This is a genomic window from Pantoea sp. GM01 (assembly GCF_000282675.1).
Taxonomy (GTDB): domain Bacteria; phylum Pseudomonadota; class Gammaproteobacteria; order Enterobacterales; family Enterobacteriaceae; genus Pantoea; species Pantoea nemavictus.
The window spans coordinates 118,663-144,452 of the sequence record NZ_AKIU01000025.1; the positions used below are offsets into that span (position 1 = coordinate 118,663).

At 53.3% G+C, this 25,790-nt stretch carries 22 protein-coding genes and 2 tRNA genes; 19 read left to right on the forward strand and 5 right to left on the reverse strand.

What is annotated here, in order from left to right; translation table 11 throughout:
- Positions 1 to 75: 75 nt before the first annotated feature.
- Positions 76 to 2,346 carry a TonB-dependent siderophore receptor gene (locus PMI17_RS04760; RefSeq protein ID WP_007886676.1) on the forward strand — a complete coding sequence of 757 codons (2,271 nt, stop codon included), beginning with the start codon at positions 76 to 78 and terminating at the stop codon, positions 2,344 to 2,346.
- 6 nt (positions 2,347 to 2,352) lie between these two features.
- Here the strand turns inward: PMI17_RS04760 and pmrB are convergent, their stop codons facing one another.
- From pmrB to dacB, 3 genes are read right to left on the reverse strand one after another with little or no spacing between them, the layout of a single operon-like run.
- Positions 2,353 to 3,414: a two-component system sensor histidine kinase PmrB gene (gene pmrB, locus PMI17_RS04765; protein WP_007886677.1), complete on the reverse strand. Its 1,062-nt coding sequence runs from the start codon at positions 3,412 to 3,414 to the stop codon at positions 2,353 to 2,355.
- On the reverse strand, positions 3,411 to 4,073 hold the full coding sequence (gene pmrA / locus PMI17_RS04770) for a two-component system response regulator PmrA (RefSeq protein WP_007886679.1): 663 nt from the start codon (positions 4,071 to 4,073) through the stop codon (positions 3,411 to 3,413). The genes pmrB and pmrA overlap by 4 nt, the downstream gene beginning before the upstream one ends.
- On the reverse strand, positions 4,073 to 5,506 hold the full coding sequence (dacB, locus tag PMI17_RS04775; protein ID WP_036620263.1) for a serine-type D-Ala-D-Ala carboxypeptidase: 1,434 nt from the start codon (positions 5,504 to 5,506) through the stop codon (positions 4,073 to 4,075). Before dacB ends, pmrA begins: the two co-directional genes overlap by 1 nt.
- A gap of 246 nt (positions 5,507 to 5,752) precedes the next feature.
- Here dacB and greA point away from each other — a divergent pair, with 246 nt between their 5' ends.
- Positions 5,753 to 6,229, forward strand: coding sequence for a transcription elongation factor GreA (gene greA, locus PMI17_RS04780; protein WP_007886682.1), 477 nt, complete (start codon positions 5,753 to 5,755; stop codon positions 6,227 to 6,229).
- Positions 6,230 to 6,354: 125 nt separating this feature from the next.
- Here the strand turns inward: greA and yhbY are convergent, their stop codons facing one another.
- Positions 6,355 to 6,648, reverse strand: a complete 294-nt coding sequence (yhbY, locus tag PMI17_RS04785) for a ribosome assembly RNA-binding protein YhbY (protein WP_007886683.1) — start codon at positions 6,646 to 6,648, stop codon at positions 6,355 to 6,357.
- 125 nt (positions 6,649 to 6,773) lie between these two features.
- Here yhbY and rlmE point away from each other — a divergent pair, with 125 nt between their 5' ends.
- The 17 genes from rlmE to PMI17_RS04865 all read left to right on the forward strand — a co-directional run bounded on the left by rlmE (position 6,774) and on the right by PMI17_RS04865 (position 24,848).
- Positions 6,774 to 7,403, forward strand: coding sequence for a 23S rRNA (uridine(2552)-2'-O)-methyltransferase RlmE (rlmE, locus tag PMI17_RS04790; RefSeq protein ID WP_007886684.1), 630 nt, complete (start codon positions 6,774 to 6,776; stop codon positions 7,401 to 7,403).
- 175 nt (positions 7,404 to 7,578) lie between these two features.
- Positions 7,579 to 9,486, forward strand: a complete 1,908-nt coding sequence (gene ftsH / locus PMI17_RS04795; protein WP_036620266.1) for an ATP-dependent zinc metalloprotease FtsH — start codon at positions 7,579 to 7,581, stop codon at positions 9,484 to 9,486.
- Positions 9,487 to 9,615: 129 nt separating this feature from the next.
- Entirely contained in the window at positions 9,616 to 10,449 is an 834-nt protein-coding gene (folP, locus tag PMI17_RS04800) for a dihydropteroate synthase (RefSeq protein ID WP_007886686.1), read from the forward strand.
- Between the two features lie 4 nt (positions 10,450 to 10,453).
- Positions 10,454 to 11,788 (forward strand): phosphoglucosamine mutase, encoded by a 1,335-nt coding sequence (gene glmM / locus PMI17_RS04805; RefSeq protein WP_007886687.1) that lies wholly within the window; start codon positions 10,454 to 10,456, stop codon positions 11,786 to 11,788.
- A 217-nt stretch (positions 11,789 to 12,005) separates the two neighbouring features.
- Positions 12,006 to 12,341, forward strand: coding sequence for a preprotein translocase subunit SecG (gene secG, locus PMI17_RS04810; RefSeq protein WP_007886689.1), 336 nt, complete (start codon positions 12,006 to 12,008; stop codon positions 12,339 to 12,341).
- A gap of 49 nt (positions 12,342 to 12,390) precedes the next feature.
- Positions 12,391 to 12,477 (forward strand) — tRNA-Leu (locus PMI17_RS04815).
- A gap of 59 nt (positions 12,478 to 12,536) precedes the next feature.
- Positions 12,537 to 12,613: transfer RNA gene (locus PMI17_RS04820), tRNA-Met, on the forward strand.
- Positions 12,614 to 12,825: 212 nt separating this feature from the next.
- Complete coding sequence (gene rimP / locus PMI17_RS04825) at positions 12,826 to 13,278, forward strand: ribosome maturation factor RimP (protein WP_036620302.1); 453 nt, start codon at positions 12,826 to 12,828, stop codon at positions 13,276 to 13,278.
- Positions 13,279 to 13,302: 24 nt separating this feature from the next.
- Entirely contained in the window at positions 13,303 to 14,790 is a 1,488-nt protein-coding gene (gene nusA, locus PMI17_RS04830; RefSeq protein ID WP_007886691.1) for a transcription termination factor NusA, read from the forward strand.
- A 17-nt stretch (positions 14,791 to 14,807) separates the two neighbouring features.
- Positions 14,808 to 17,498 (forward strand): translation initiation factor IF-2, encoded by a 2,691-nt coding sequence (gene infB, locus PMI17_RS04835; protein WP_007886692.1) that lies wholly within the window; start codon positions 14,808 to 14,810, stop codon positions 17,496 to 17,498.
- A 65-nt stretch (positions 17,499 to 17,563) separates the two neighbouring features.
- Positions 17,564 to 17,971 (forward strand): 30S ribosome-binding factor RbfA, encoded by a 408-nt coding sequence (gene rbfA / locus PMI17_RS04840; protein WP_007886693.1) that lies wholly within the window; start codon positions 17,564 to 17,566, stop codon positions 17,969 to 17,971.
- The gene (gene truB, locus PMI17_RS04845; protein WP_007886695.1) at positions 17,971 to 18,915 is read left to right on the forward strand and encodes a tRNA pseudouridine(55) synthase TruB; all 945 of its coding nucleotides are present in this window, start codon (positions 17,971 to 17,973) and stop codon (positions 18,913 to 18,915) included. Before rbfA ends, truB begins: the two co-directional genes overlap by 1 nt.
- A gap of 133 nt (positions 18,916 to 19,048) precedes the next feature.
- Entirely contained in the window at positions 19,049 to 19,318 is a 270-nt protein-coding gene (gene rpsO / locus PMI17_RS04850; RefSeq protein WP_036620269.1) for a 30S ribosomal protein S15, read from the forward strand.
- A gap of 310 nt (positions 19,319 to 19,628) precedes the next feature.
- Positions 19,629 to 21,767, forward strand: a complete 2,139-nt coding sequence (gene pnp, locus PMI17_RS04855) for a polyribonucleotide nucleotidyltransferase (protein WP_007886696.1) — start codon at positions 19,629 to 19,631, stop codon at positions 21,765 to 21,767.
- 129 nt (positions 21,768 to 21,896) lie between these two features.
- Entirely contained in the window at positions 21,897 to 22,781 is an 885-nt protein-coding gene (gene nlpI, locus PMI17_RS04860; protein WP_007886697.1) for a lipoprotein NlpI, read from the forward strand.
- Positions 22,782 to 22,885: 104 nt separating this feature from the next.
- On the forward strand, positions 22,886 to 22,942 hold the full coding sequence (gene yrbN, locus PMI17_RS25840; protein WP_098053093.1) for a protein YrbN: 57 nt from the start codon (positions 22,886 to 22,888) through the stop codon (positions 22,940 to 22,942).
- Between the two features lie 16 nt (positions 22,943 to 22,958).
- The gene (locus PMI17_RS04865) at positions 22,959 to 24,848 is read left to right on the forward strand and encodes a DEAD/DEAH family ATP-dependent RNA helicase (RefSeq protein ID WP_007886698.1); all 1,890 of its coding nucleotides are present in this window, start codon (positions 22,959 to 22,961) and stop codon (positions 24,846 to 24,848) included.
- Positions 24,849 to 24,917: 69 nt separating this feature from the next.
- Here PMI17_RS04865 and PMI17_RS04870 read toward each other — a convergent pair whose 3' ends face one another.
- Positions 24,918 to 25,664 (reverse strand): SDR family NAD(P)-dependent oxidoreductase, encoded by a 747-nt coding sequence (locus PMI17_RS04870; RefSeq protein WP_007886699.1) that lies wholly within the window; start codon positions 25,662 to 25,664, stop codon positions 24,918 to 24,920.
- Between the last annotated feature and the right edge of the window lie 126 nt (positions 25,665 to 25,790).

Sequence of the window (25,790 nt, forward strand, 5' to 3'; positions counted from 1 at the left end):
TAGGAACAGGGATCTTCTCACCGGCTCGCCAGTCAGCATGCAACGGCTTTTGCTGGCCATCCAGGAACGTATAAAATGAAAAATTACTCGCGGTTATCATTAGCTATTCTTCTTGAATTGGGGCTCAGCGCCTCACTGCTCTCCAGCGGCGCCTGGGCGGCAGAGACTTCCTCCAGCAAAACCTCAGCGAGCACCACTGACGCACAATCGATGGACGGCGGCACCTTAATGGTTACCGCGCAGCAGCAGAACCTGCAGGCGCCGGGCGTCTCAACCATCACCGCCGACGAAATCAAAAAGCATCCGCCCGCGCGCGATGTATCAGAAATTATCCGTACCATGCCAGGCGTGAACCTGACCGGTAATTCCACCAGCGGCCAGCGCGGCAACAATCGCCAGATCGATATTCGTGGCATGGGCCCAGAAAATACCCTGATCATGGTGGATGGCATGCCGATCACCAGCCGCAACTCGGTGCGCCTTGGCTGGCGTGGCGAGCGTGATACGCGCGGTGATACTAACTGGGTGCCGCCGGAGATGATCGACCATATCGACGTGATTCGTGGACCTGCAGCGGTGCGTTACGGTAACGGCGCAGCGGGCGGCGTGGTGAATATCATCACCAAAAAACAGACCGATCAGCAGTGGCACGGTTCATGGAACACCTATTACAACGTGCCAGAACACAAAGCCGAAGGCGCCACTAAACGCACCAACTTCAGCCTGGAAGGACCGCTGGGCGATGATTTCAACTTCCGTTTGTACGGCGGTTTAGCCAAAACGCAGGCCGATGCCTATGACATCAATGAAGGTCATGCGGCGGCGCGTACCGGTAGCTATACCGGCAGTTATCCATCGGGCCGCGAAGGCTCGGTGAATAAAGATATTAATGCATTACTGAGCTGGGCATTTGCGCCGATGCAAACGCTGGAGCTACAGGCCGGCTTCAGCCGTCAGGGCAACCTTTATTCCGGCGATACGCAGAACACTAACACCAGCGCGCTGGTGAAAAGCCTGTACGGTGATGAAACCAACCGCCTGTATCGTCAAAACGTCTCACTGAAGTGGACCGGCGCGTGGGATAACGGCGTCAGTACCAATACCTACGCGCGTTATGAGAAAACCCGCAATTCGCGCATCAACGAAGGTTTGGCGGGCGGCACCGAAGGTATCTTCTCCAACAGCGGTTTTAACACCATTCAGCTGGATGATGTGCTGCTGCACAGCGAAGTCAGTATTCCGTTTGAACTGCTGTTTAATCAAACCGCGACGCTGGGTACCGAATGGAACCAGCAGCGCATGAAAGATGGTTCATCCAACGCCCAGGCGGCGAACTACGGCGCGGTGCCGGGCATCGACAACACTGGCCGCAGCCCCTATTCCCAGGCGGAGATTTTTTCACTGTTCGCTGAAGACAACATGGAGCTGACCGACAGCACCATGCTGACGCCCAGCCTGCGTTTCGATCACCACTCAATTGTGGGCAATAACTGGAGCCCGTCGCTCAATTTGTCGCAAGGTCTGGGCGATGACTTCACGCTGAAGATGGGCATCGGGCGCGCTTATAAAGCGCCGAGCCTGTATCAAACCAACCCAAACTATCTGCTGTACAGCAATGGCCAGGGTTGCGCTGCCAGCACCGGCGCCTGTTATCTGCAAGGTAACAGCGATCTGAAAGCCGAAAACAGCATCAACAAAGAGGTGGGACTGGAGTGGAAACACGAAGGTTATCAGGCCGGTTTGACCTGGTTCCGCAACGATTATCGCAACAAGATCGAAGCCGGTTACTCGCCAGCGGGCAAAGCCTCTAACGGCACCACCGATATTTATAAGTGGGAAAACGTACCGAAAGCGGTGGTGGAAGGGCTGGAAGGTACGGTTAACGTGCCGTTCTCCGACAGCGTGACGTGGAACAACAACTTCACCTATATGCTGCAGAGTAAGAACAAAGAGACCGGCGATCGCTTATCGGTGATTCCGGAGTACACGCTGAACTCGACGCTGAGCTGGCAGGCAACGCAGGATTTGTCGCTGCAAACCACGCTGACCTGGTACGGCACGCAAACGCCGAAGAAGTATGATTACAAAGGTAATGCTTCAACCGGCAGCGCGACTGATAAAGTCAGTCCTTACTCGATTATCGGCATGAGCGGCACCTACGATATCAACAAGTACGCCAGCGTCACGGTGGGTATCGATAATCTGTTCGATAAGCGTCACTATCGTGAGGGCAATGCGCAAACCACCGGCAACGCCAACACCAACTCTTATCTGTATGGTGCGGGTGCCAATACCTATAACGAATCAGGTCGTACTTACTTTATGAGCCTGAATACCCACTTCTAAGGCGAGTTAGCCAATAAGTTGATGCGGTAAATAGCAGCGGGCAATCAGTCCGCTGCTATCCTCACGATTGACCAGTTCCAGCCTGCCGCGATGCATCTGCACGATGCGCAGCACGATATTCAGACCCAGCCCGCTACCGCCGTAACGCTGATCGCGTCGACGGAATGCCTGCGTCAGCTCTTCCGCGGCGGCGGCATCAATGCCCGGTCCCTGATCCCACACTTCAATAATCACCTGCTGCTTGTCCTGCTGCATTTTCACCGCGACCTCGCTGCCTTCCGGGCTGTAGCGTGAGGCGTTCTCCAGCAGATTGCGCAGCATCAAACGTAGCAGCACCGCTTCGCCTTGCTGCGGCACATCGTTGACCTGCGGCCAGTGCAGCGTTTGCTGGCGCTGTTGCAACAGCTCTGCCATTTCCGGTTCCAGCGGCTGCATGATGTCTTTCTGCCACAGCAACTGCTGATAGTGACCGCCAGCCAGCGCCTGACCGGCGCGCGACAGCATCAGCAACTGCTCAACGGTGTGCATCAGCTGGTCGATGCGTTCGATCAGCATTCCGCTTTGCGGCACGTTCTGCTGGTGCAGCAGCTCCAGATGCAGGCGCAATCCCGCCAGCGGCGTGCGCAGCTCGTGCGCCGCGTCGGCGGTGAATAATCGCTCCTGCTGTAGCGTGTGATCGAGGCGTGAAAATAGCTGGTTGATCGCGGTGGTGACCGCCACGATCTCATCCATCTCGGAATAGACCGGCAACGGCGTCAGGTTATCCGCTGATCGGTGTGCGAGGCTGTCTTGCAGCGATTTCAGCGGGCGGATGATCCAGGTAATCGCCCAAAACGACAGTAGCAAGGTGAGGGCGACCATCACTAAGGAGGGCAGAAGCAGCGAGGCGATCGCTTCGCGAATCTCATTTTCGACGCGATCGTTACGCGCCTGAGCGGAAAGCGTTTCATTGACTAAAAAACTGATCTGCTCGCGGCTCTCATGCCACAGCCAGATGGCGCTCATCACCTGACAGGTGAGGAGAATCAGCGCCAGCATAATCAGTAACCGCTGACGCATGCTGTTCATTCGCGGAGTTCCAGACGATAACCGACGCCGCGCACGGTTTTGATACGATCTTTTCCCAGCTTGCGACGCAGATTGTGGATGTGAACTTCGAGGGTGTTGGATCCAGGATCGTCATTCCAGCTGTAGAGATCCTGCTGCAGCGTTTCACGATGAACGTTTTGCCCAACGCGCATCAGCAAACGGGTGAGCAGTGCGAACTCTTTCGGCGTGATCTCCAGCGGATGGTCTTCCAGTAGCACCTGTTGTGAACTGAGGTTGAGCGTCAGATCGCCCTGTTGCAGCAGATTATCGCTGTGGCCCTGATAGCGGCGGATTAGCGCCCGCACGCGAGCCTGCAGCTCGACCAGCGCAAACGGCTTCACCAGATAATCATCGGCGCCGGCATCCAGGCCATCAACGCGATCCTCCAGCGCATCGCGCGCTGTGAGGATCAACACCGGTACGGCAATGCCGTCGCGGCGCCACTGTCGTAGCAATGAAGCGCCATCGCGATCCGGCAAACCCAGATCGAGCACGATCAGGCTGTACTGACCGCTGCGCAACATGGCGTTACTCTCGGCGGCGGTGCTGGCGCAGTCGATAGCGTAACCTTGTGCGCTGAGCGCTTGCGCCAGACCCGATTGCAACAGCGCATCATCTTCGACAATTAGCAGTTTCATCAGTTGTTTTTATTGATATCCGTGTAGAGGCGGCTCTCAAAACGTACCAATGGAATGCGGCGCGTTTTCTGATCTTCCGGCGGCACAGCATAGCCGGACAGGAACTGCACAAAGGCCACGCGCGCACCGCTGGAGGTGGTGATGAATCCAGCCAGATTATAGACGCCCTGCAGTGAACCGGTTTTCGCCGAGACTTTGCCGTCGAGGCCTGCTTCATGCAGACCGCCACGATATTGCAGCGTGCCGTCGTAACCGGCCAGCGGCAGCATCGAAATATAATTTAGCGTCGAGTCGTTTTTCGCAATAAATTGCAGCACTTGCATCATGGTATCTGGTGCAATCAAATCATGACGCGACAGTCCTGAGCCATCCACCTGAATGCTGTTGCCCATATCGACACCGGCTTTTTCACGCAGAATGCGGCGTACCGCATCCGAACCCGCGCGGAAAGTGCCCGGCACGTTGAAGTAGTGGTGGCCGATGGTGCGGAACACGGTATCGGCAATCATGTTGTCCGATTTTTTCAGCATGGTATGCAGCAACGTGTGCAGCGGCGCAGATTGCGTTGAAGCCAGCACGGTGCCCGGCGAGGTCACTTGCGCCTGACGCACCAGATGGCCGCTGTAATCGATATCGGCGGCACGCAGTTCGGCTTTAAGGATCTCACCGGCCCACGCGGCACCGTCCTGCACGGCAAATGCCAGCGGCAGCGGCTGAGCGCGTTGACGCATACAGCCGGTTAAGGTGTAGCGATTGAGCTCGCCCGGCACCACATCCAGCTCGCAATATTGCCCATCACCACTGTTACGCCCGATGGTGCGCACCTGGCTGAACATATGTGCCGGGTAATAGGAGGCAATGCGCACGAAGGCATTTTCGCCCGGCGTATTGGCGCTATACAGCGATACTGAGAAACAGTTTTTATCGACAATCGCAGCACCTGGCGGTGCACTAAAGCACTGCGTCAAATCGTTCCACGGCCAGCCGGGCGCCATATCGTGGCTGGCGAACACCGAGGTGTCGACCACCAGATTGCCTTTAATATGCGTGATGCCCTGTTTTTTCAGCGCGGCCACCATATTGCGCAGATCCTGACGGCTCAACGTTGGATCGCCGCCGAAACGCGCGACCAGATCGCCATTCAGGGTGCCATCATTGACCGCGCCTTTGGTCTCCATGGTGGTCTGGAAACGGAAGTCAGGACCGAGTTCCAGCAGGGCCGCCAGCGCCGTCACCACTTTCATGGTGCTGGCCGGTAATGCCATCTGTTTGCCGTGATAGTCGATTATCGGGGTTGATGCGCCCACTTTTTGTACCATCAGCGCCAGGTTTGCGCCGTCTGGCAAATACTGCATGTATTCTTCAACGGGAGCTGCTTGTGCCTGCAGCATAAACGCACAGGTTAATCCGGTAACAAGTCGTGAAAATCGCATAATCTCGCGGTAACTGACGGGTGAAGGCGTCAATACTACGTCCCCGGACGGTGCAAAGTAAACGATGACCCACAGGGAACTCTGGGGTAAAATACGTATCAAAATGCAAAACCGAACCTGACCCGGAAAGCTTTCCGGGTCAGGCTTCTTTTGCTTGTGAAAAGAGGTAACGCGCCGCAGAAGCTGTTTTCTGCTGTCACCGGTCAGGATGACGCCGTTAACCAGGATAGATGACGAGGAGCCAAAATGAATCAGATTCCGATGACGTTGAAAGGCGCTGAGAAGCTGCGCGAAGAGCTGAACGAACTGAAATCCGTAAAGCGTCCGCGCATTATCGCCTCCATCGCCACAGCCCGTGAGCACGGCGATTTAAAAGAGAATGCCGAATATCATGCGGCTCGCGAAGAACAAGGTTTTTGCGAGGGTCGTATTCAGGAGATCGAAGCTAAGCTCTCCAATGCGCAGGTGATTGATATCACTGCAATGCCGAAAACCGGTCGCGTTATTTTTGGCGCAACCGTGACCATTCTGAATGTGGAAACGGATGAAGAGTTCACCTACCGCATCGTGGGTGACGATGAAGCTGACTTTAAACAGAACCTGATCTCCGTGAATTCGCCTATGGCGCGTGGATTGGTGGGAAAATCAGCGGATGATGTCGCGATTGTCAAAACCCCGGGTGGGGATGTGGAATATGAAGTGCTGAAGGTGGAATACCTTTAAGATATTGCTACGCTTTGCAATATGTCGCTGCATTTTGTAAAGAAAGGAAAAAGGCCGCATTGCGGCCTTTTATCACATGCAGGAGCGTGGCACTTTCTTTGCCCGTCGCCGCCTTTAGGGCATGATTAACGCGGAAGAGTGATTTTACGCTCTTTGGCAGGGCGATATAGCACCAGCGTGTTGCCGATGACCTGTACGTTGCCTGCTTTAGTTTCACGCACGATAGCGTCAACGATCAGCTGCTTGGTTTCACGATCTTCCGAGGCAATTTTTACCTTGATCAATTCGTGATGCTCGAGCGCCAGTTCGATTTCGGCGAGCACGCCTTCAGTTAGGCCATTACCGCCCAGCATGACAACCGGCTTAAGCGGATGGGCAAGGCCTTTCAGGTGCTGTTTTTGTTTGGTACTCAGATTCATCGTATTTTTTGCTTACTCAGGGATTGAAAACGGTTCATTCTACCGCCATCTCGGGTATATCGCCAAATCAACGCGACCATTGCGTGCTGATTTATCGCTACGATGACGATTTAATTGGAAAAATTATGACGGGTAAAAAGCGTTCGGCCAGTTCCAGTCGCTGGCTACAGGAACACTTTAGCGATAAATATGTGCTGCAGGCACAGAAAAAAGGGTTGCGTTCGCGTGCCTGGTTTAAACTTGAGGAAATACAGCAGGGTGACAAGATTTTCAAACCCGGCATGACGGTGGTTGATCTGGGCGCTGCACCCGGCGGTTGGTCGCAATATGTGGTACAGCTTATCGGATCAAGTGGTCGTATCATTGCCTGCGATCTGTTACCAATGGATCCCATTGTCGGCGTTGATTTCCTGCAAGGCGATTTTCGTGATGAAGCGGTGCTTAACGCCTTACTGGAGCGCGTTGGCGACCAAAAGGTGCAGGTGGTGATGTCAGATATGGCACCCAACATGAGCGGGACACCTGCGGTTGATATTCCACGTTCGATGTATTTGGTAGAATTGGCGCTGGAAATGTGTCGGGATATCCTGGCCCCAGGCGGCAGTTTTGTCGTGAAAGTGTTTCAGGGAGATGGCTTCGATGAATACCTGCGGGAAATTCGCTCCCTGTTTACGAAAGTGAAAATTCGTAAGCCGGACGCTTCGCGATTACGTTCGCGCGAAGTGTACATTGTGGCGACGGGGCGCAAACTTTAGCCTGAATTGCCGGAATCAAAGCAAGACGACCAATGCGTTTACTCTGATGTCTAATTCTGAGTTTCAAGGTAAACAAGCAAAATCATCCGCACTGCGATTCCAGGTATGAAGGATCTATAGTACCCTACGCTGTCTGTTAACATCGTTGTAATATGAGGTTAATCCCTTGAGTGACATGGCGAAAAACCTGATTCTCTGGTTAGTCATCGCGGTCGTGCTGATGTCTGTATTCCAGAGCTTTGGGCCCAGCGAGTCGAATGGCCGTAGGGTTGATTATTCAACTTTCCTATCGGAAGTGAACCAAGATCAGGTCCGCGAGGCACGAATTAACGGGCGTGAGATTAACGTTGTCAAAAAAGACAGCAATAAATACACCACCTATATCCCCGTCAACGATCCTAAGTTACTCGATAACCTGTTGACCAAAAACGTCAAAGTAGTTGGCGAACCGCCTGAAGAACCAAGCCTGCTGGCTTCAATCTTCATCTCATGGTTCCCAATGCTGCTGCTGATTGGCGTGTGGATCTTCTTTATGCGGCAGATGCAGGGCGGCGGCGGTAAGGGCGCGATGTCCTTCGGCAAGAGCAAAGCCCGCATGTTGACCGAAGATCAGATCAAAACCACCTTTGCTGATGTGGCCGGTTGTGATGAGGCCAAAGAAGAAGTTGGTGAGCTGGTTGAGTATTTGCGTGAGCCGAGCCGTTTCCAGAAACTAGGCGGTAAAATCCCGAAAGGCGTCCTGATGGTCGGCCCTCCGGGTACCGGTAAAACGCTGCTGGCGAAAGCCATTGCAGGCGAAGCGAAAGTACCGTTCTTTACCATTTCCGGTTCTGACTTCGTTGAAATGTTCGTAGGTGTCGGTGCATCACGTGTGCGTGACATGTTTGAACAAGCGAAGAAAGCCGCGCCGTGCATCATCTTTATCGATGAAATCGATGCGGTTGGCCGTCAACGTGGCGCCGGTTTAGGCGGTGGTCACGATGAACGTGAACAAACGCTGAACCAGATGCTGGTTGAGATGGATGGCTTTGAAGGTAATGAAGGCATCATCGTGATCGCGGCAACTAACCGTCCAGACGTGCTTGACCCGGCGCTGCTGCGTCCAGGCCGCTTCGACCGCCAGGTTGTGGTTGGCTTGCCAGACGTCCGCGGTCGTGAGCAGATTCTGAAAGTGCATATGCGTCGTGTGCCGTTGGCTACCGATATGGATCCCTCTGTTATTGCACGCGGTACGCCGGGCTTCTCCGGTGCGGATTTGGCTAACCTGGTCAACGAAGCTGCGCTGTTCGCTGCTCGCGGCAATAAGCGTGTGGTTTCAATGGTTGAGTTTGAAAAAGCCAAAGACAAAATCATGATGGGTGCAGAACGTCGCTCCATGGTGATGACCGAAGAGCAGAAAGAATCGACGGCGTACCATGAAGCGGGTCACGCGATCGTGGGTACTCTGGTTCCGGGTTACGATCCGGTGCACAAAGTCACCATCATCCCGCGCGGTCGTGCCTTAGGTGTTGCCTTCTTCTTGCCAGTGGGCGATGAGATCAGCGCCAATCGTCAGAAGCTGGAAAGCCGTATTTCAGTGGCTTACGGCGGGCGTCTGGCGGAAGAGATCATTTATGGTCCGGACTATGTTTCTACCGGTGCTTCATCTGACATTAAAATGGCGACCAGCGTAGCGCGCAACATGGTTACGCAGTGGGGCTTCTCCGAGAAGCTGGGTCCGTTGCTTTACGCTGAAGAAGAGGGCGAAGTGTTCCTTGGACGTTCAGTGGCGAAAGCGAAACATATGTCAGATGAAACGGCGCGCATTATCGATCAGGAAGTTAAACACCTTATCGATACTAACTACCAACGTGCTCGCCGCATCCTGAACGAAAACATGGACATCCTTCACGCGATGAAAGACGCGCTGATGAAGTATGAGACCATCGATGCACCACAAATCAGCGATTTGATGGCACGTCGCGAAGTACGTCCACCTGCAGGTTGGGAAGAGGCTAAGGTTGCTGTTGGTAACGGCGACTCAACCCAGGCTCCTCGCCCTGTAGATGACCCGAAAACACCGGGTTCTGATAAGATTATGTGATGGCAATCTGGCGGGACGATAACGCTACCGCTAGATTTACAGCCCACACTGCTTGTTATAATGCAAACCCCGGCCGGTCCGGGGTTTTTTTATTTCGCGATTTAGTGGTCCCTCAAGGAGATTTTCGCCATGAAGTTGTTCGCCCGTGATTCCCATCTCGATCTCTCTTTTCCCCATGTGATGGGTATTTTGAATGTCACGCCGGACTCCTTCTCAGATGGCGGAACCCACAACACCTTGGTCGATGCGCTGACGCACACCAATGAGATGGTGAACGCGGGTGCCACCATCATTGATGTTGGCGGTGAGTCTACGCGTCCCGGGGCTGATGAAGTCAGTGTGGAAGAAGAGCTGGAACGTGTCATTCCCGTAGTAGAAGCCATTGCACAGCGTTTTGAGGTGTGGATTTCAGTTGATACCTCCAAGCCAGAAGTGATCCGCGAGGCCGCACGAGTGGGCGCTCACATCATTAATGATATTCGCTCGCTATCCGAACCCGGTGCGCTGGTGGCTGCTGCAGAAACCGGTCTGCCGGTATGTTTGATGCATATGCAAGGCGAACCGCGCACCATGCAGCAGGCACCGGAATATCACAATATTGTTAGCGAAGTGGACGCTTACTTCGCTGCTCAGATTGCGCGCTGTGAAGCGGCCGGAATAAAAAAAGAGAATCTGCTACTCGATCCTGGCTTTGGATTCGGTAAGAATCTCAGCCACAACTATGAACTGCTGGCGCATTTGAGCCATTTCCACCATTACGGTTTACCGCTATTAGTGGGAATGTCGCGTAAATCGATGGTTGGACAGCTATTAAATGTTGGTCCGGCGCAGCGCCTGACCGGCAGCCTAAGCTGTGCGGTGATCGCCGCTATGCAAGGGGCACAAATTATTCGCGTACATGATGTGAAAGAGACGGTCGAAGCGATGCGCGTCGTCGAAGCGACACGAAGAGCAAAAGGATAAAGGCATGAGTAATCGTAAATATTTCGGTACAGATGGTATTCGCGGCAAAGTCGGTGAAGCGCCGATTACCCCTGATTTTGTCCTCAAGCTGGGCTGGGCAGCAGGTAAAGTGCTGGCGCGCCAAGGCTCTCGCAAAGTATTGATTGGTAAAGATACGCGTATTTCAGGTTATATGCTGGAATCGGCGCTGGAAGCGGGACTGGCGGCAGCGGGATTGTCTGCGGCCTTTACGGGACCAATGCCGACGCCGGCTATCGCCTATCTAACGCGCACCTTCCGTGCGGAAGCGGGCATTGTGATTTCGGCATCGCATAATCCGTTTGACGACAACGGCATTAAATTCTTTTCTGCTGAAGGCACCAAGCTGCCGGATGAAGTTGAAGAAGCCATTGAGCTGGAGATGGAGAAACCTATCACCTGCGTCGAGTCCGCTGAACTGGGCCGCGCTAGCCGCATTGTTGATGCTGCAGGCCGTTATATCGAATTCTGTAAAGGTACCTTCCCGAGCGAGCTGAGTCTCAATGGGCTTAAAATTGTGGTCGATTGCGCAAACGGTGCGACTTACCACATTGCTCCCAACGTGCTGCGTGAACTCGGCGCAACCGTGATTGCTATCGGCACACAGCCGGATGGTATGAACATCAATAAAGATTGCGGCGCGACCGATTTGCGTCTGCTGCAACATCGCGTGTTAGAAGATAAGGCCGATCTCGGATTGGCTTACGATGGTGACGGCGACCGCATCATGATGGTTGACCATCTGGGCCATAAAGTTGATGGTGACCAGATTCTTTATATCATTGCGCGCGAAGGGCTGCGTCAGGGCCAGCTGCGCGGCGGCGTGGTGGGCACACTGATGAGTAACATGGGGCTGGAACTGGCACTGAAGCAGCTGGGTATTCCGTTCACCCGTGCAAAAGTGGGCGACCGCTATGTGCTGGAAAAAATGCAGGAAAAGGGATGGCGTTTAGGGGCGGAAAACTCCGGTCACGTCATTTTGCTGGATAAAACCACCACCGGCGACGGCATTGTGGCAAGTTTGCAAGTGCTCACTGCTGTAGTACGAAATCATATGACGTTACACGATTTGTGCAGCGGAATGAAAATGCTGCCGCAGATTTTGGTTAACGTGCGCTTTGCTGGCGAGCACGATCCGCTGGAAAGCGAGAGCGTGAAAGCCGTGACCGCAGAAGTGGAAAAAACGCTGGCGGGACGTGGTCGCGTGTTGCTGCGTAAATCCGGCACCGAACCGCTTATCCGTGTGATGGTGGAAGGTGAAGATGAGGCGCAGGTTAGCGCGCTGGCGCACAAAATCGCAGATGCAGTAAAAGCGGTGTAACTGAATTCAGGCGGAGAAATTTTGCACTTTCCGCCTGCAAAATCACCGGGATGGTGCTTTTTTCCGCAATCGAAAGCGATGGTGAAAATTGCACTTGCAGAGGTATGTGCCATTGGTTAGTATTCACACCCGCTTCTGATGGGTGATGACGAGACTCCCCATCGATATTGGTTGAAGCTTTAACTGTGCAGATAACGCGCAAGGAAACAGGTTGATTATGTACGAAGCTCTGTTAGTTGTTTTCCTTATTGTAGCGATTGGCCTCGTAGGTTTGATCATGCTGCAGCAAGGCAAAGGCGCTGATATGGGAGCCTCATTCGGTGCAGGCGCTTCTGGTACGCTGTTCGGTTCTAATGGGTCAGGCAACTTTATGACTCGTATGACCGCGGTACTGGCTACGCTGTTCTTCATCATCAGCCTGGTTCTGGGTAATCTGAACAGTAATAAAACAGCCAAAGGAAGTGAGTGGGATAACCTCACTGCGCCGGCGCAGTCTGAACAGCAGACTCAGCCAGCTAAACCGGCAACGCCGGGCAATGATATCCCGCAGTAAGATCGTCAACGCTGTAGTGCGACAAAATAGCGTCGCAGTCTAGTGATGTACCGAGGTGGTGAAATTGGTAGACACGCTACCTTGAGGTGGTAGTGCTCGAAAGGGCTTACGGGTTCAAGTCCCGTCCTCGGTACCAAATCTCAGTAAAACTTGCATTTTTTGCAAGGCCGGCGTATTATTCGCCACGTTTTCGGACGCGGGGTGGAGCAGCCTGGTAGCTCGTCGGGCTCATAACCCGAAGGTCGTCGGTTCAAATCCGGCCCCCGCAACCACTTTCCCTTAGAGTTCTTTTTCAAATATACTGTATGCATCGACGGACGCACTCATCAGTGATTTTGAAAAAAATTCTTTTGGATTGTGCTCCGAAGCCGCTATGCGGCGTACAGGGTCCAGTCACAAAAAGCCCCGAATATTCGGGGTTTTTTGTTATCAGGAAATCGACACACTGGGCTATAGGCCCTTTTTTTATGTCTTGGGGGTGGGCTTGTCCACATTAGAGCAAAAATTGACAGAGTTGATCTCTGCTCCAGTAGAAGCGCTTGGCTACGAATTAGTCGGTATCGAGTTTATTCGTGGTCGCACATCAACATTGCGCATCTATATTGATAGTGAAGAGGGTATCAATGTTGATGATTGCGCCGATGTTAGCCACCAGGTCAGCGCAGTAATGGATGTGGAAGATCCAATTACCGTGGCTTACAACCTTGAAGTTTCCTCGCCGGGTCTCGAACGTCCTCTTTTCACTGCTGAACACTATGCACGTTTTGCCGGTGACGAGGTGAGCCTGGTACTACGCATGGCCGTACAAAACCGCCGTAAATGGCAGGGTATCATCAAGTCTGTAGAAGGTGAGATGATCACGGTGACCGTTGAGGGTAACGATGAAGTGTTCGCGCTGAGCAACATTCAGAAAGCGAACCTGGTCCCCCACTTTTAAAAGTCCGGATTGAGGCTAACCAGGATGAACAAAGAGATCTTAGCTGTAGTAGAAGCCGTTTCTAACGAAAAAGCCCTGCCGCGTGAGAAAATCTTCGAAGCGCTGGAGAGCGCTTTGGCCACTGCGACCAAAAAGAAGTATGAGCAAGAGATCGAAGTGCGAGTCAGCATTGACCGTCGCAGCGGCGATTTCGACACCTTCCGTCGCTGGCAGATTGTTGAAGAAGTCACGCAGCCGACTCGCGAGATCACGCTGGATGCAGCCCGTTATGAAGACGAAGCGTTCAATCTGGGCGAATTTGTCGAAGATCAGATTGAATCTGTCACCTTCGACCGTATCACCACCCAGACTGCTAAGCAGGTTATCGTACAAAAAGTACGTGAAGCTGAGCGCGCAATGGTGGTTGATCAGTTCCGTCAACACGAAGGCGAAATCATCACTGGCGTGGTGAAGAAAGTGAACCGCGACAACATTTCACTGGACCTCGGTAGCAATGCCGAAGCGGTGATTGGGCGTGAAGACATGCTGCCGCGTGAAAACTTCCGTCCAGGCGACCGCATCCGCGGCGTGCTGTACGCCGTTCGCCCTGAAGCACGTGGCGCACAGCTGTTCGTCACGCGTTCTAAGCCGGAAATGCTGATTGAGTTGTTCCGCATTGAGGTGCCAGAAATTGGCGAAGAAGTTATCGAGATCAAAGCGGCAGCGCGCGATCCGGGTTCACGCGCCAAAATCGCAGTGAAAACCAACGATAAACGTATTGATCCAGTAGGCGCTTGCGTCGGTATGCGCGGTGCGCGTGTGCAGGCGGTTTCAAGCGAGCTGGGTGGCGAGCGTATCGATATTGTGCTGTGGGACGACAACCCGGCGCAGTTCGTTATCAACGCTATGGCGCCTGCTGATGTGGCGTCAATTGTGGTGGACGAAGACAATCACACCATGGATATCGCTGTTGAAGCCGGCAATCTGGCTCAGGCGATCGGTCGTAACGGCCAAAACGTGCGTCTGGCTTCCCAACTGAGCGGTTGGGAACTGAACGTGATGACCGTCGATGATCTGCAGGCTAAGCACCAAGCTGAAGCCCATGCAGCAATCGATATGTTCACCAAACATCTCGACATCGACGAAGAGTTCGCCACCATTCTGGTGGAAGAGGGCTTCTCTTCGCTGGAAGAATTGGCTTATGTGCCAATCAACGAGCTGCTGGAAATCGACGGCCTCGATGAAGAGACCATTGAAGCCCTGCGTGAACGAGCAAAAAATGCGTTAACTACCCTGGCATTAGCGAAAGAAGAGAGCCTTGGTAATCAGGAGCCCGCTGAGGATCTTCTGAATCTTGAGGGCTTGGATCGTGCGCTGGCGTATCGCCTGGCGTCGAAAGGCGTTTGCACGCTGGAAGATCTCGCTGAGCAAGGTGTTGACGATCTGACAGATATTGAAGGGCTGGATGATGAGAAGGCCGGTGCGCTGATTATGGCTGCACGTAATATCTGCTGGTTCGGCGATGACGCGTAATAACAGGAAGGAACAGCATGACAGATGTAACCGTAAAATCGCTGGCCGCCGAAATTCAGACCCCGGTCGATCGCCTGGTACAGCAATTTGCTGATGCAGGGATCCGTAAGTCTGAAAATGATGCGGTGTCCCAGCAAGAGAAAGAAACCTTACTGTCTCACCTGAATCGTGAGCACGGTCAGACCGGTTCAAGCAAGCTGACTTTGCAGCGCAAGACGCGCAGCACCTTGAATATTCCCGTCACCGGGGGTAAAAGTAAGTCGGTACAAATCGAAGTCCGCAAAAAGCGCACATACGTGAAAGGCGACGCAGAGTCTGAGCAAGCTCAGGCAGAAGCGGAAGCCGAGGCGCAGCGTGAAGCGGAAGAGCAGGCGCGTCGCGAGGCGGAAGAACAAGCCCGTCGCGAAGCTGAACAGAAAGCGCAACGTGAAGCCGAAGATAAAGCCAAGCGCGAAGCCGCTGACAAGGCCAAACGTGAAGCAGCGGAAAAAGAGAAATTGACTAATCAACCTACCGACGTAGTAGCCAAGGCTGCGCAGTCTGATAAAGCCCGTCGTGAAGCAGAAGCTGCCGAACTGAAACGTAAAGCAGAAGAAGAAGCTCGCCGTAAGCTGGAAGAAGATGCGCGCCGCGTGGCCGAAGAAGCCCGCCGCCTGGCTGAAGAAAAAGGCGCTGAATGGGCAAAACCTGAAGAAGAGGATAAAGGCGACTATCACGTCACTACCTCTACTCATGCCCGTCAGGCAGAAGACGAGAACGATCGCCAGGTTGAAGCTGGCCGTGCACGTGCTCGCACCACCAAAGCTGCTCGCCCGGTGAAAAAAGGCAACAAGCACTCTGAAGCCAAAACCGATCGTGAAGAAGCTCGTGCTCAGGTACGTGGCGGCAAAGGCGGTAAGCATCGTAAGCCAAGCACCCTGCAGCAAGGCTTCAACAAGCCAGCTCAGGCTGTGAACCGTGATGTTGTCATCGGTGAAACCATCACCGTTGCTGAACTGGCCAATAAAATGGCAATCAAAGGTTCTCTGGTCGTTAAGGCGATGATGAAGATGGGCGCAATGGCGACCATCAACCAGGTTATCGATCAAGAAACCGCTCAGATGGTCGCGGAAGAGATGGGCCACAAAGTGATCCTGCGCCGCGAGAATGAGCTGGAAGAAGCGGTAATGGACGATCGTGATACCGATGCTGCGCAGGAAAGCCGCGCGCCAGTCGTGACCATCATGGGCCACGTTGACCACGGTAAAACCTCTCTGCTTGACTACATTCGTTCTACGAAAGTGGCTTCAGGCGAAGCAGGCGGTATTACCCAGCATATCGGTGCATACCACGTTGAAACTGACAACGGTATGATCACCTTCCTCGACACCCCGGGCCACGCCGCGTTTACCGCAATGCGTGCACGTGGTGCGCAGGCAACGGATATCGTTATCCTTGTGGTTGCGGCTGATGACGGCGTGATGCCTCAGACCGTCGAAGCTATCCAGCATGCGAAAGCAGCCGGTGTGCCAGTGGTTGTTGCAGTCAACAAAGTTGATAAGCCTGATGCAGATCCAGATCGCGTTAAGAATGAACTGACCCAATACGGCATCCTGCCGGAAGAGTGGGGCGGTGAGAACATGTTCGTTAACGTCTCTGCGAAAGCCGGTACCGGTATCGACGACCTGCTGAATGCGATTCTGCTGCAAGCTGAAGTCCTGGAACTGTCTGCAATCCGTGAAGGTATGGCGAGCGGCGTGGTGATTGAATCGTTCCTCGACAAAGGTCGTGGTCCGGTTGCTACCGTGCTGGTACGTGAAGGTACGCTCAATAAAGGCGATATCGTGCTGTGCGGCTTCGAATATGGCCGTGTTCGTGCGATGCGTGATGAATTGGGTCGCGAAGTGTTTGAAGCGGGTCCATCCATTCCAGTGGAAATCCTCGGTCTGTCCGGTGTGCCGGCAGCGGGTGATGAAGCGACCGTGGTACGTGACGAGAAGAAAGCACGTGAAGTTGCACTGTATCGTCAGGGCAAATTCCGTGAAGTTAAGCTGGCGCGTCAGCAGAAGTCTAAGTTGGAGAATATGTTCGCCAACATGACCGAAGGTGAAGTGTCTGAGCTGAACATCGTGCTGAAATCTGACGTACAGGGTTCTGTGGAAGCGATCTCCGATTCCCTGCTGAAACTCTCTACCGACGAAGTGAAAGTGCGGATTATCGGTTCGGGTGTAGGTGGAATCACCGAAACCGACGCAACGCTGGCTGCAGCTTCCAACGCGATCATCCTCGGCTTCAACGTACGTGCTGATGCATCTGCTCGCCGCGTCATTGATTCTGAAAACGTTGACCTGCGTTACTACTCTGTCATCTATAATCTGATCGACGAAGTGAAAGCAGCAATGAGCGGTATGCTGGCACCTGAGTTCAAACAGCAGATTATCGGTCTGGCTGCGGTGCGTGACGTGTTCAAATCACCGAAGTTTGGTGCTATCGCGGGCTGTATGGTTACCGAAGGTAACATCAAACGTCATAACCCAATCCGTGTACTGCGTGACAACGTGGTTATCTATGAAGGCGAGCTGGAATCTCTGCGTCGCTTCAAAGATGACGTTAACGAAGTTCGTAACGGCATGGAATGTGGTATCGGCGTGAAGAACTACAACGACGTTCGCGTTGGCGATATGATCGAAGTCTTCGAAGTGATTGAAATTAAACGCACCATCGATTGATCATCATTTGATGTGTTGCAATTTGGGAGGCCTCTGGCCTCCCGAATTATTTGGGAGAAAGAATAATGGCAAAAGAATTTGGCCGCCCACAGCGCGTTTCCCAGGAGTTGCAGAAAGAGATTGCAATCATCCTGCAGCGCGAAATTAAAGATCCGCGTCTCGGTATGATGGTGACGGTTTCGGGCGTAGAAGTGTCCCGCGATCTGGCTTATGCCAAGGTGTTTGTGACCTTTCTGAATGACAAAGATGAAGAAGCGGTACAAAACGGCCTGAAGGCGCTGAAAGAAGCCTCTGGCTATATCCGCACGCTGGTAGGTAAAGCGATGCGCTTACGTATCGTGCCGGAACTGACCTTCTTCTACGACAACTCGCTGATCGAAGGTATGCGTATGTCGAATCTGGTCAGCAACGTTATCAAGAGCGATGTTGAGCGTCGTGGCGATAGCCCGGCGGAAGATGACAAGGAGGACTAATGAGTCGTCCTCGTCGTCGCGGTCGCGACGTCCACGGTGTGTTTCTGCTGGATAAGCATCAAGGCGCATCCTCCAATGATGTGCTGCAGAAAGTAAAACGTCTGTTCAATGCGAATAAAGCGGGCCACACCGGCGCACTCGATCCGCTGGCAACCGGCATGCTGCCGGTGTGCCTCGGCGAAGCCACTAAGTTTTCGCAATATCTGCTGGATTCTGACAAACGTTATCGCGTGATAGCTCGTCTCGGTGAACGCACCGATACGTCAGATGCCGATGGCAATATTGTTGAAACGCGTGAGATTACTTTCAATCAGGCTGAGCTGGATGCGGCGCTGGAGTACTTTCGTGGTGACACCATGCAGGTGCCGACCATGTTCTCCGCGCTGAAGTATCAGGGGCGTAAGCTGTATGAGTACGCGCGTGAAGGCATTACCGTGCCGCGAGAAGCGCGTCCGATTAAAGTGTTCGAACTGCAGTTTATTCGCTGGGAAGGGGATGAGCTGGAGCTAGAGATTCACGTCTCCAAAGGCACTTACATTCGCACTATCATCGACGATCTCGGTGAGCGGCTGGGCTGTGGCGCGCACGTTATCATGCTGCGTCGTCTGCAGGTGGCACGTTATCCAATCGAAAAAATGGTGACGCTGGAGCAGCTTCAGGAAGTGGCGGCCACCGTCAATATGGCGGAAACACCGGATTACAGCGCGCTTGATGCGTTATTGTTACCGATGGACAGCCCGGCAGAAGAGTTCCCTATCGTGAATTTACTGCCTGCCGTGGCGGCTTATTTCAAACAAGGTATGCCAGTTCAGGTGGCTGATGCGCCGGAACAGGGATTGGTGCGTGTGACCGAAGGTGATGAGCACAAATTCATTGGTATGGCCGAAATCGCTGATGACGGGCGCGTGGCGCCGCGTCGTCTGGTGGTAGAATTTCCTGCATAATCAAGCGACTCAAATCTGACGTAACGGCGCATTTGCGTTGCTATCAGGCGAAGAGTAGAATGGCGCGGCTTTAAAAGCGGGCTGCTGAATTAGAGATCGGCACCCATACATTCATTTATTACTGGAGTTTATTATGTCTCTAAGCGTAGAAGCTAAAGCAGAGATCGTTGCTAAATACGGTCGTGGTACCAACGACAGCGGTTCAACTGAAGTTCAGGTTGCTCTGCTGACTGCTCAGATTAACCACCTGCAGGGTCACTTCTCTGAGCACAAGAAAGATCACCACAGCCGCCGCGGTCTGCTGCGCATGGTATCTCAGCGTCGTAAGCTGCTGGACTACCTGAAGCGTAAAGATGTTGCACGTTACACCGGTCTGATCGAAAGCCTGGGTCTGCGTCGCTAAGTCTGAAGAATCTGATCAAGGGTGTAGCGCATGCACTATGCAAAAAAACGCATCTGACGATCAGATTTGTGCGAGTTTCGCGAAAAGGGGGCCTTTATGGCCCCTTTTTTCGAGCAATCCGCAGCAATCCGGACCAAACTCATGTATTGTTGCAGAGAGTGATCTTTGATTGCAGAGGTTCGCGCGGCTAATGAGAGGCTTGACCGCATGGGTGGTTAAGATTGTCATTAGTCGCGAGGATGCAACTGAAGATCGGTAATCCCCGGCGCGCCAGAATGGGCTGCGCCCCTCGAATTTAAGGACTTAAATTTTGCTGAACCCGATCGTACGCAAATTCCAATATGGTCAGCATACCGTCACGCTGGAAACCGGTATGATGGCGCGCCAGGCCACCGCGGCAGTTATGGTGAGCATGGATGACACTGCTGTATTCGTGACTGTTGTTGGCCAGAAAAAAACTAAACCAGGTCAGGACTTCTTCCCGCTGACGGTTAACTATCAGGAGCGTACTTACGCTGCTGGTCGTATCCCGGGTAGCTTCTTCCGTCGTGAAGGCCGTCCAAGCGAAGGCGAAACCCTGATCTCACGTCTGATTGACCGTCCAGTACGTCCGCTGTTCCCGGAAGGCTTCATTAACGAAGTTCAGGTAATTGCGACCGTTGTGTCTGTTAACCCACAAGTTAACCCGGACATCGTTGCAATGATCGGTGCATCTGCAGCGCTGGCTTTGTCTGGCCTGCCGTTCAATGGTCCAATTGGCGCAGCGCGCGTAGGTTATATCAATGACCAATACGTACTGAACCCAACTGCAGATGAAATCAACGAATCTCGTCTGAACCTGGTGGTTGCTGGTACTCAGAACGCGGTGCTGATGGTTGAATCTGAAGCTGACATTCTGACCGAAGAGCAGATGCTGGGCGCCGTAGTATTTGGCCACGAGCAGCAGCAGATCGTTATCGAAAACATCAATGCGCTGGTTGCCGAAGCGGGTAAACCACGCTGGGATTGGCAGCCACTGCCAACTAACGATGCACTGATTGCACGCGTTACTGCCCTGGCGGAAGCGGGCATCAGCGATGCGTATCGCATCACTGATAAGCAAGAGCGTTACACGCAGGTTGGCGCCGTTAAAGATGCCACTATCGCCGCTCTGCAGGCTGAAGATGAAACTTTGGATGCTGGCGATATCGCTGACATCGTGCATGACCTTGAGAAGAGCGTTGTTCGTAGCCGTATTATCCGTGGCGAACCGCGTATCGATGGTCGTGAAAAAGATATGATTCGTGGCCTCGACGTGCGCACTGGCGTACTGCCACGCACGCACGGTTCTTCACTGTTCACCCGTGGTGAAACGCAGGCGCTGGTTACCGCGACCCTGGGTACCGCACGTGATGCGCAGAACCTGGATGAGTTGATGGGCGAGCGTACCGATAGCTTCCTGTTCCACTACAATTTCCCTCCATACTGCGTGGGCGAAACCGGCATGGTGGGCTCTCCAAAGCGTCGTGAGATTGGTCATGGTCGTTTGGCTAAGCGTGGCGTGCTGGCAGTGATGCCTAAGCAAGCTGATTTCCCATACACCGTACGTGTGGTGTCAGAAATCACCGAATCTAACGGTTCTTCTTCAATGGCTTCCGTATGTGGTGCTTCTCTGGCACTGATGGATGCAGGCGTACCGATCAAAGCAGCCGTTGCCGGTATTGCGATGGGTCTGGTTAAAGAAGCGGACAATTTTGTTGTTCTGTCAGACATTCTGGGTGATGAAGATCACCTCGGCGACATGGACTTCAAAGTTGCAGGTAGCCGCGACGGTATCACTGCACTGCAGATGGATATCAAAATCGAAGGTATCACCCGTGAAATCATGCAGGTTGCCCTGAATCAAGCTAAGGGTGCACGTCTGCATATCCTGAGCGTGATGGAACAGGCAATCAGCACGCCGCGTCAGGAAATCTCTGAATTCGCGCCGCGTATTTACACCATCAAAATCAGTTCAGACAAGATCAAAGATGTCATCGGTAAAGGCGGCTCGGTAATCCGTGCGCTGACCGAAGAAACCGGCACCACCATCGAAATTGAAGATGATGGCACCGTGAAGATCGCTGCAACTGATAGCCTGAAAGCTAAAGAAGCCATTCGTCGCATCGAAGAGATTACTGCTGAGATCGAAGTGGGCCGCGTTTACTCAGGCAAAGTGACACGTATCGTTGATTTCGGTGCCTTCGTGGCAATCGGCGGCGGTAAAGAAGGTTTGGTTCACATTTCTCAGATCGCTGACAAGCGCGTAGAGAAAGTGACCGACTATCTGCAGATGGGCCAGGAAGTTCCAGTTAAAGTGATGGAAGTGGACCGTCAGGGCCGTGTACGCCTGAGCATCAAAGAAGCGACAGAGCAGAAACCAGCGGAAGAAGTTGCTACCGCTGCAACTGATGCATCTGACGCCGAGTAAGCGTTTACCGATTGGCCTCTCCCTGCTCTGTGGGGAGAGGTATTTAGATCATCGCGAGGGCGGGAATCCTTGTGCACAGCAGGAGGATGACAGGATGGTTGTCCCAATGTTTGTATTCGGGAGTGGGAAATGAAGCCTTTTTTGCGCTGGTGTTTTGTTGCGACAGCTATCACGCTGGCAGGATGCAGCAACTCCAATTGGCGTAAGAACGAAGTTCTGGCAGTACCTTTGCAGCCCACACTGCAGCAAGAGGTGATCCTGGCACGCATGGAACAAATTCTTGCCAGTCGTGCCCTGACCGATGATGAACGCGCACAGCTATTATATGAGCGCGGAGTGTTGTATGATAGTTTGGGTCTGAGGGCATTAGCGCGGAACGATTTTTCGCAAGCGCTGTCTATAAGACCAGATATGCCTGAGGTATTTAATTATCTCGGTATATACTTAACGCAGGCAGGCAACTTTGATGCTGCCTATGAAGCGTTTGATTCTGTACTTGAGCTTGATCCAACTTACAACTATGCGCATTTAAACCGTGGTATCGCCCTCTATTACGGCGGTCGATACAAGTTAGCGCAAGATGATCTGCTGGCGTTTTATCAAGACGATCCTAACGATCCTTTCCGCAGCCTTTGGCTCTATCTCGTTGAAAGCGAAATGGACGCCGACAAGGCAAAAGTTACGCTGAGACAGCGTCATGACAAAGCGGTCCGGGACCAATGGGGATGGAATATTGTCGAGTTCTACCTTGGCGACATCAGTGAAAAAACATTGATGGAACGTCTCAAGGCGGACGCAACGGATAACACCTCGCTCGCTGAACATCTCAGTGAAACCAACTTCTATTTAGGTAAGTACTACCTAAGTCTGGGGGAGAAGGACGACGCGAAAGCGTTGTTCAAACTGGCGGTGGCCAACAACGTAAACAACTTTGTTGAACACCGATACGCATTGTTGGAACTGGCGCAACTCGGCCAGACACAAGACGATTTATCAGAATCTGACCAGCAATAGCTGACGAACTTTTATTGCCTGAATACCTGTAAAGTCATCATCTTCAGAGATGAGGGCTTTTCTGTTCGTCAAAACTTCTAATTTGAGCCGGTTCACACTTTTTGATGAAAATGACTGAAAGTTTTCACGACGAGTTATGTAGACTGGCCGCCGCAATCTAAGAGGCACGTGTACTACATGACTGATATTCAAACCACTTTTGCTGACCTTGGCCTGAACGCCGACATCCTCGAATCACTGAACGGTATGGGCTACGTTAAGCCTTCTCCAATCCAGGCTGAGTGTATTCCTCACCTGCTGGCTGGCCGTGATGTGTTGGGTATGGCGCAGACCGGTAGTGGTAAAACCGCGGCATTCTCGTTGCCGCTGCTAAACAACATTGATCCTACTGTTAAAGCACCGCAAATTTTGGTGCTGGCACCTACCCGTGAATTAGCGGTGCAGGTTGCTGAAGCCGTCACAGAATTCTCTAAACACATGCGTGGCATTAACGTTGTAGCCCTGTACGGCGGCCAACGTTATGACGTGCAGCTGCGTGCACTGCGTCAGGGACCACAAGTCGTTGTGGGTACGCCTGGTCGTCTGCTGGATCACCTGAAACGCGGCACGTTAGATCTTTCTAACCTGCGCGGTCTGGTACTGGACGAAGCTGATGAAATGCTGCGTATGGGCTTCATCGAAGACGTTGAAACCATCATGGCGCAGATTCCAGACGGTCATCAGACCGCGCTGTTCTCAGCCACCATGCCAGAAGCGATTCGTCGTATTACGAAACGCTTCATGAAAGATCCGCAGGAAGTGCGCATCCAGTCAAGCCTGACTACGCGCCCAGACATTTCTCAGTCTTACTGGACCGCTTACGGCCGTAAAACTGATGCGCTGGTTCGCTTCCTGGAAGCTGAAGATTTCGATGCAGCTATTATCTTCGTGCGTACCAAAAATGCCACGCTGGAAGTGGCCGAAGCGCTGGAGCGTAGCGGTTATAACAGTGCAGCATTGAACGGTGACATGAACCAGGCACTGCGTGAGCAGACGCTGGAGCGCTTGAAAGATGGTCGTCTCGACATCCTGATCGCTACCGACGTTGCCGCACGTGGCCTGGACGTTGAGCGTATCAGCCTGGTTGTAAACTTTGATATCCCAATGGATGCAGAGTCTTACGTTCACCGTATCGGTCGTACTGGCCGTGCAGGTCGTGCAGGTCGTGCATTGCTGTTCGTTGAGAACCGCGAGCGTCGTCTGCTGCGCAACATTGAACGTACTATGAAGCTGACCATTCCAGAAGTTGAGCTGCCTAATGCAGAACTGCTGGGTGAGCGTCGTCTGGCCAAGTTCGCAGCTAAAGTACAGCAGCAGCTTGAAAGCAGCGATCTGGACCAATATCGCGCACTGCTGAGCAAAATGCAGCCGGGCGAAGATCTGGATATCGAAACTCTGGCCGCAGCACTGCTGAAAATGGCTCAGGGTGAACGTCCACTGATTCTGCCACCAGAAGCACCGCGTCCAGCGCGTCGTGAATTCAGCGATCGTCCTGAGCGTAGTGAACGTCGTGATTCACGTGATTCTCGCGGCCCACGCGAAAGCCGTGACAGCCGTGATGGCGATCGCCCACGTCGTGAACGTCGTGATGTTGGTGAAATGCAGCTGTACCGCATTGAAGTTGGCCGTGATGATGGTGTTGAAGTTCGTCACATCGTTGGCGCGATCGCTAACGAAGGCGATATCAGCAGCCGCTATATCGGTAACATCAAGCTGTTTGGCACGCACTCAACTATCGAGCTGCCGAAAGGCATGCCGGGCGAAGTTCTGCAGCATTTCACTCGCACGCGTATTCTCAACAAACCGATGAATATGCAGTTGATGGGTGATGCACCAGTGCATGAGCGTAGCGAACGCCGTGGTAGCGGTGCTCCGCGTGATGGCGCACCACGTGGCGAAGGCGCTCCACGTCGCTTCTCCGAACGTCGTGAAGGTGGCCGCGAAGGCGGACGCTTCAGCCGTGAAGGTGGTCGTGGCCCACGTCGTGAAGAGGGTGCAGCTGCTGCACCACGTCGTCGTGACGCATAAGCGATAAACGCTAAAGAGTAAAAAGGGACGCTGATGCGTCCCTTTTTTTATGCTGGTGGAAACTAAACTTTACACGCCACCGGCAATCAGCACGCGCTCGCCGCTAACGTAAGCTGACTCTTCTGAAGCCAGGAACAGCGCCACCTGCGCCACATCTTCTGGCAGGCCAAAGCGTCCTAATGGCGTTGCCGCAATCAGCTGTGCTTTTAATTCTGGATGCATCTTCTTCGCTGCCAGCAAGCCTTCGGTCAAAATGATGCCAGGCGCTAACGCATTGACGCGAATATTACGCGGCCCCAATTCCCGTGCGAGACCCTGGGTCAGTGTATCAATTGCGCCTTTAGTTGCCGCCCAAAGCACCGAACCGGGCGTGCTGCGTTGGCTGTTAAGGGCGCTGAGGTTAATGATGGAACCGCCACGAGCCGGGAAATGTTTTGCCGCCAGCTGACAAACCAGCAAAGTGCCAAGCAGATTCACATTCAGCTGCTGTTGCATCTCGCTGATGCTGAGATCGCTGAAGTCGCCGTGGTGAAAAATACCGGCATTGTTCACCACAATGTCGGGTGCGCCAAACTGCTCAATGCTGCTAGCGAACAGGCGCTGCACATCGGCCTCGCGCGAGATATCTGCCTGTACAGCGATGGCGTCACTACCCAGCGCCTGAATGTCAGTGACCACATCCGCGGCGCCCACTTCATCCTGAAGATAGTTGACCACCACACGAGCACCGGCCGCCGCGAAAGTCATGGCGATGGCAGCACCAATGCCTTTCGAAGCGCCCGTCACCAGCGCAATTTTGCCTTCAAGTGTTTTCATCGTGTCTCTCCACCTGAGATTTCGGGGAAGATAAAGCATGCGCTGCCCGTACAATTTGGTGGTAGCGCAATCCTGCAAGCTTTTTGCACAATCCTGCAAATCTGCTGTGCAAGGACTAGGCGTAAT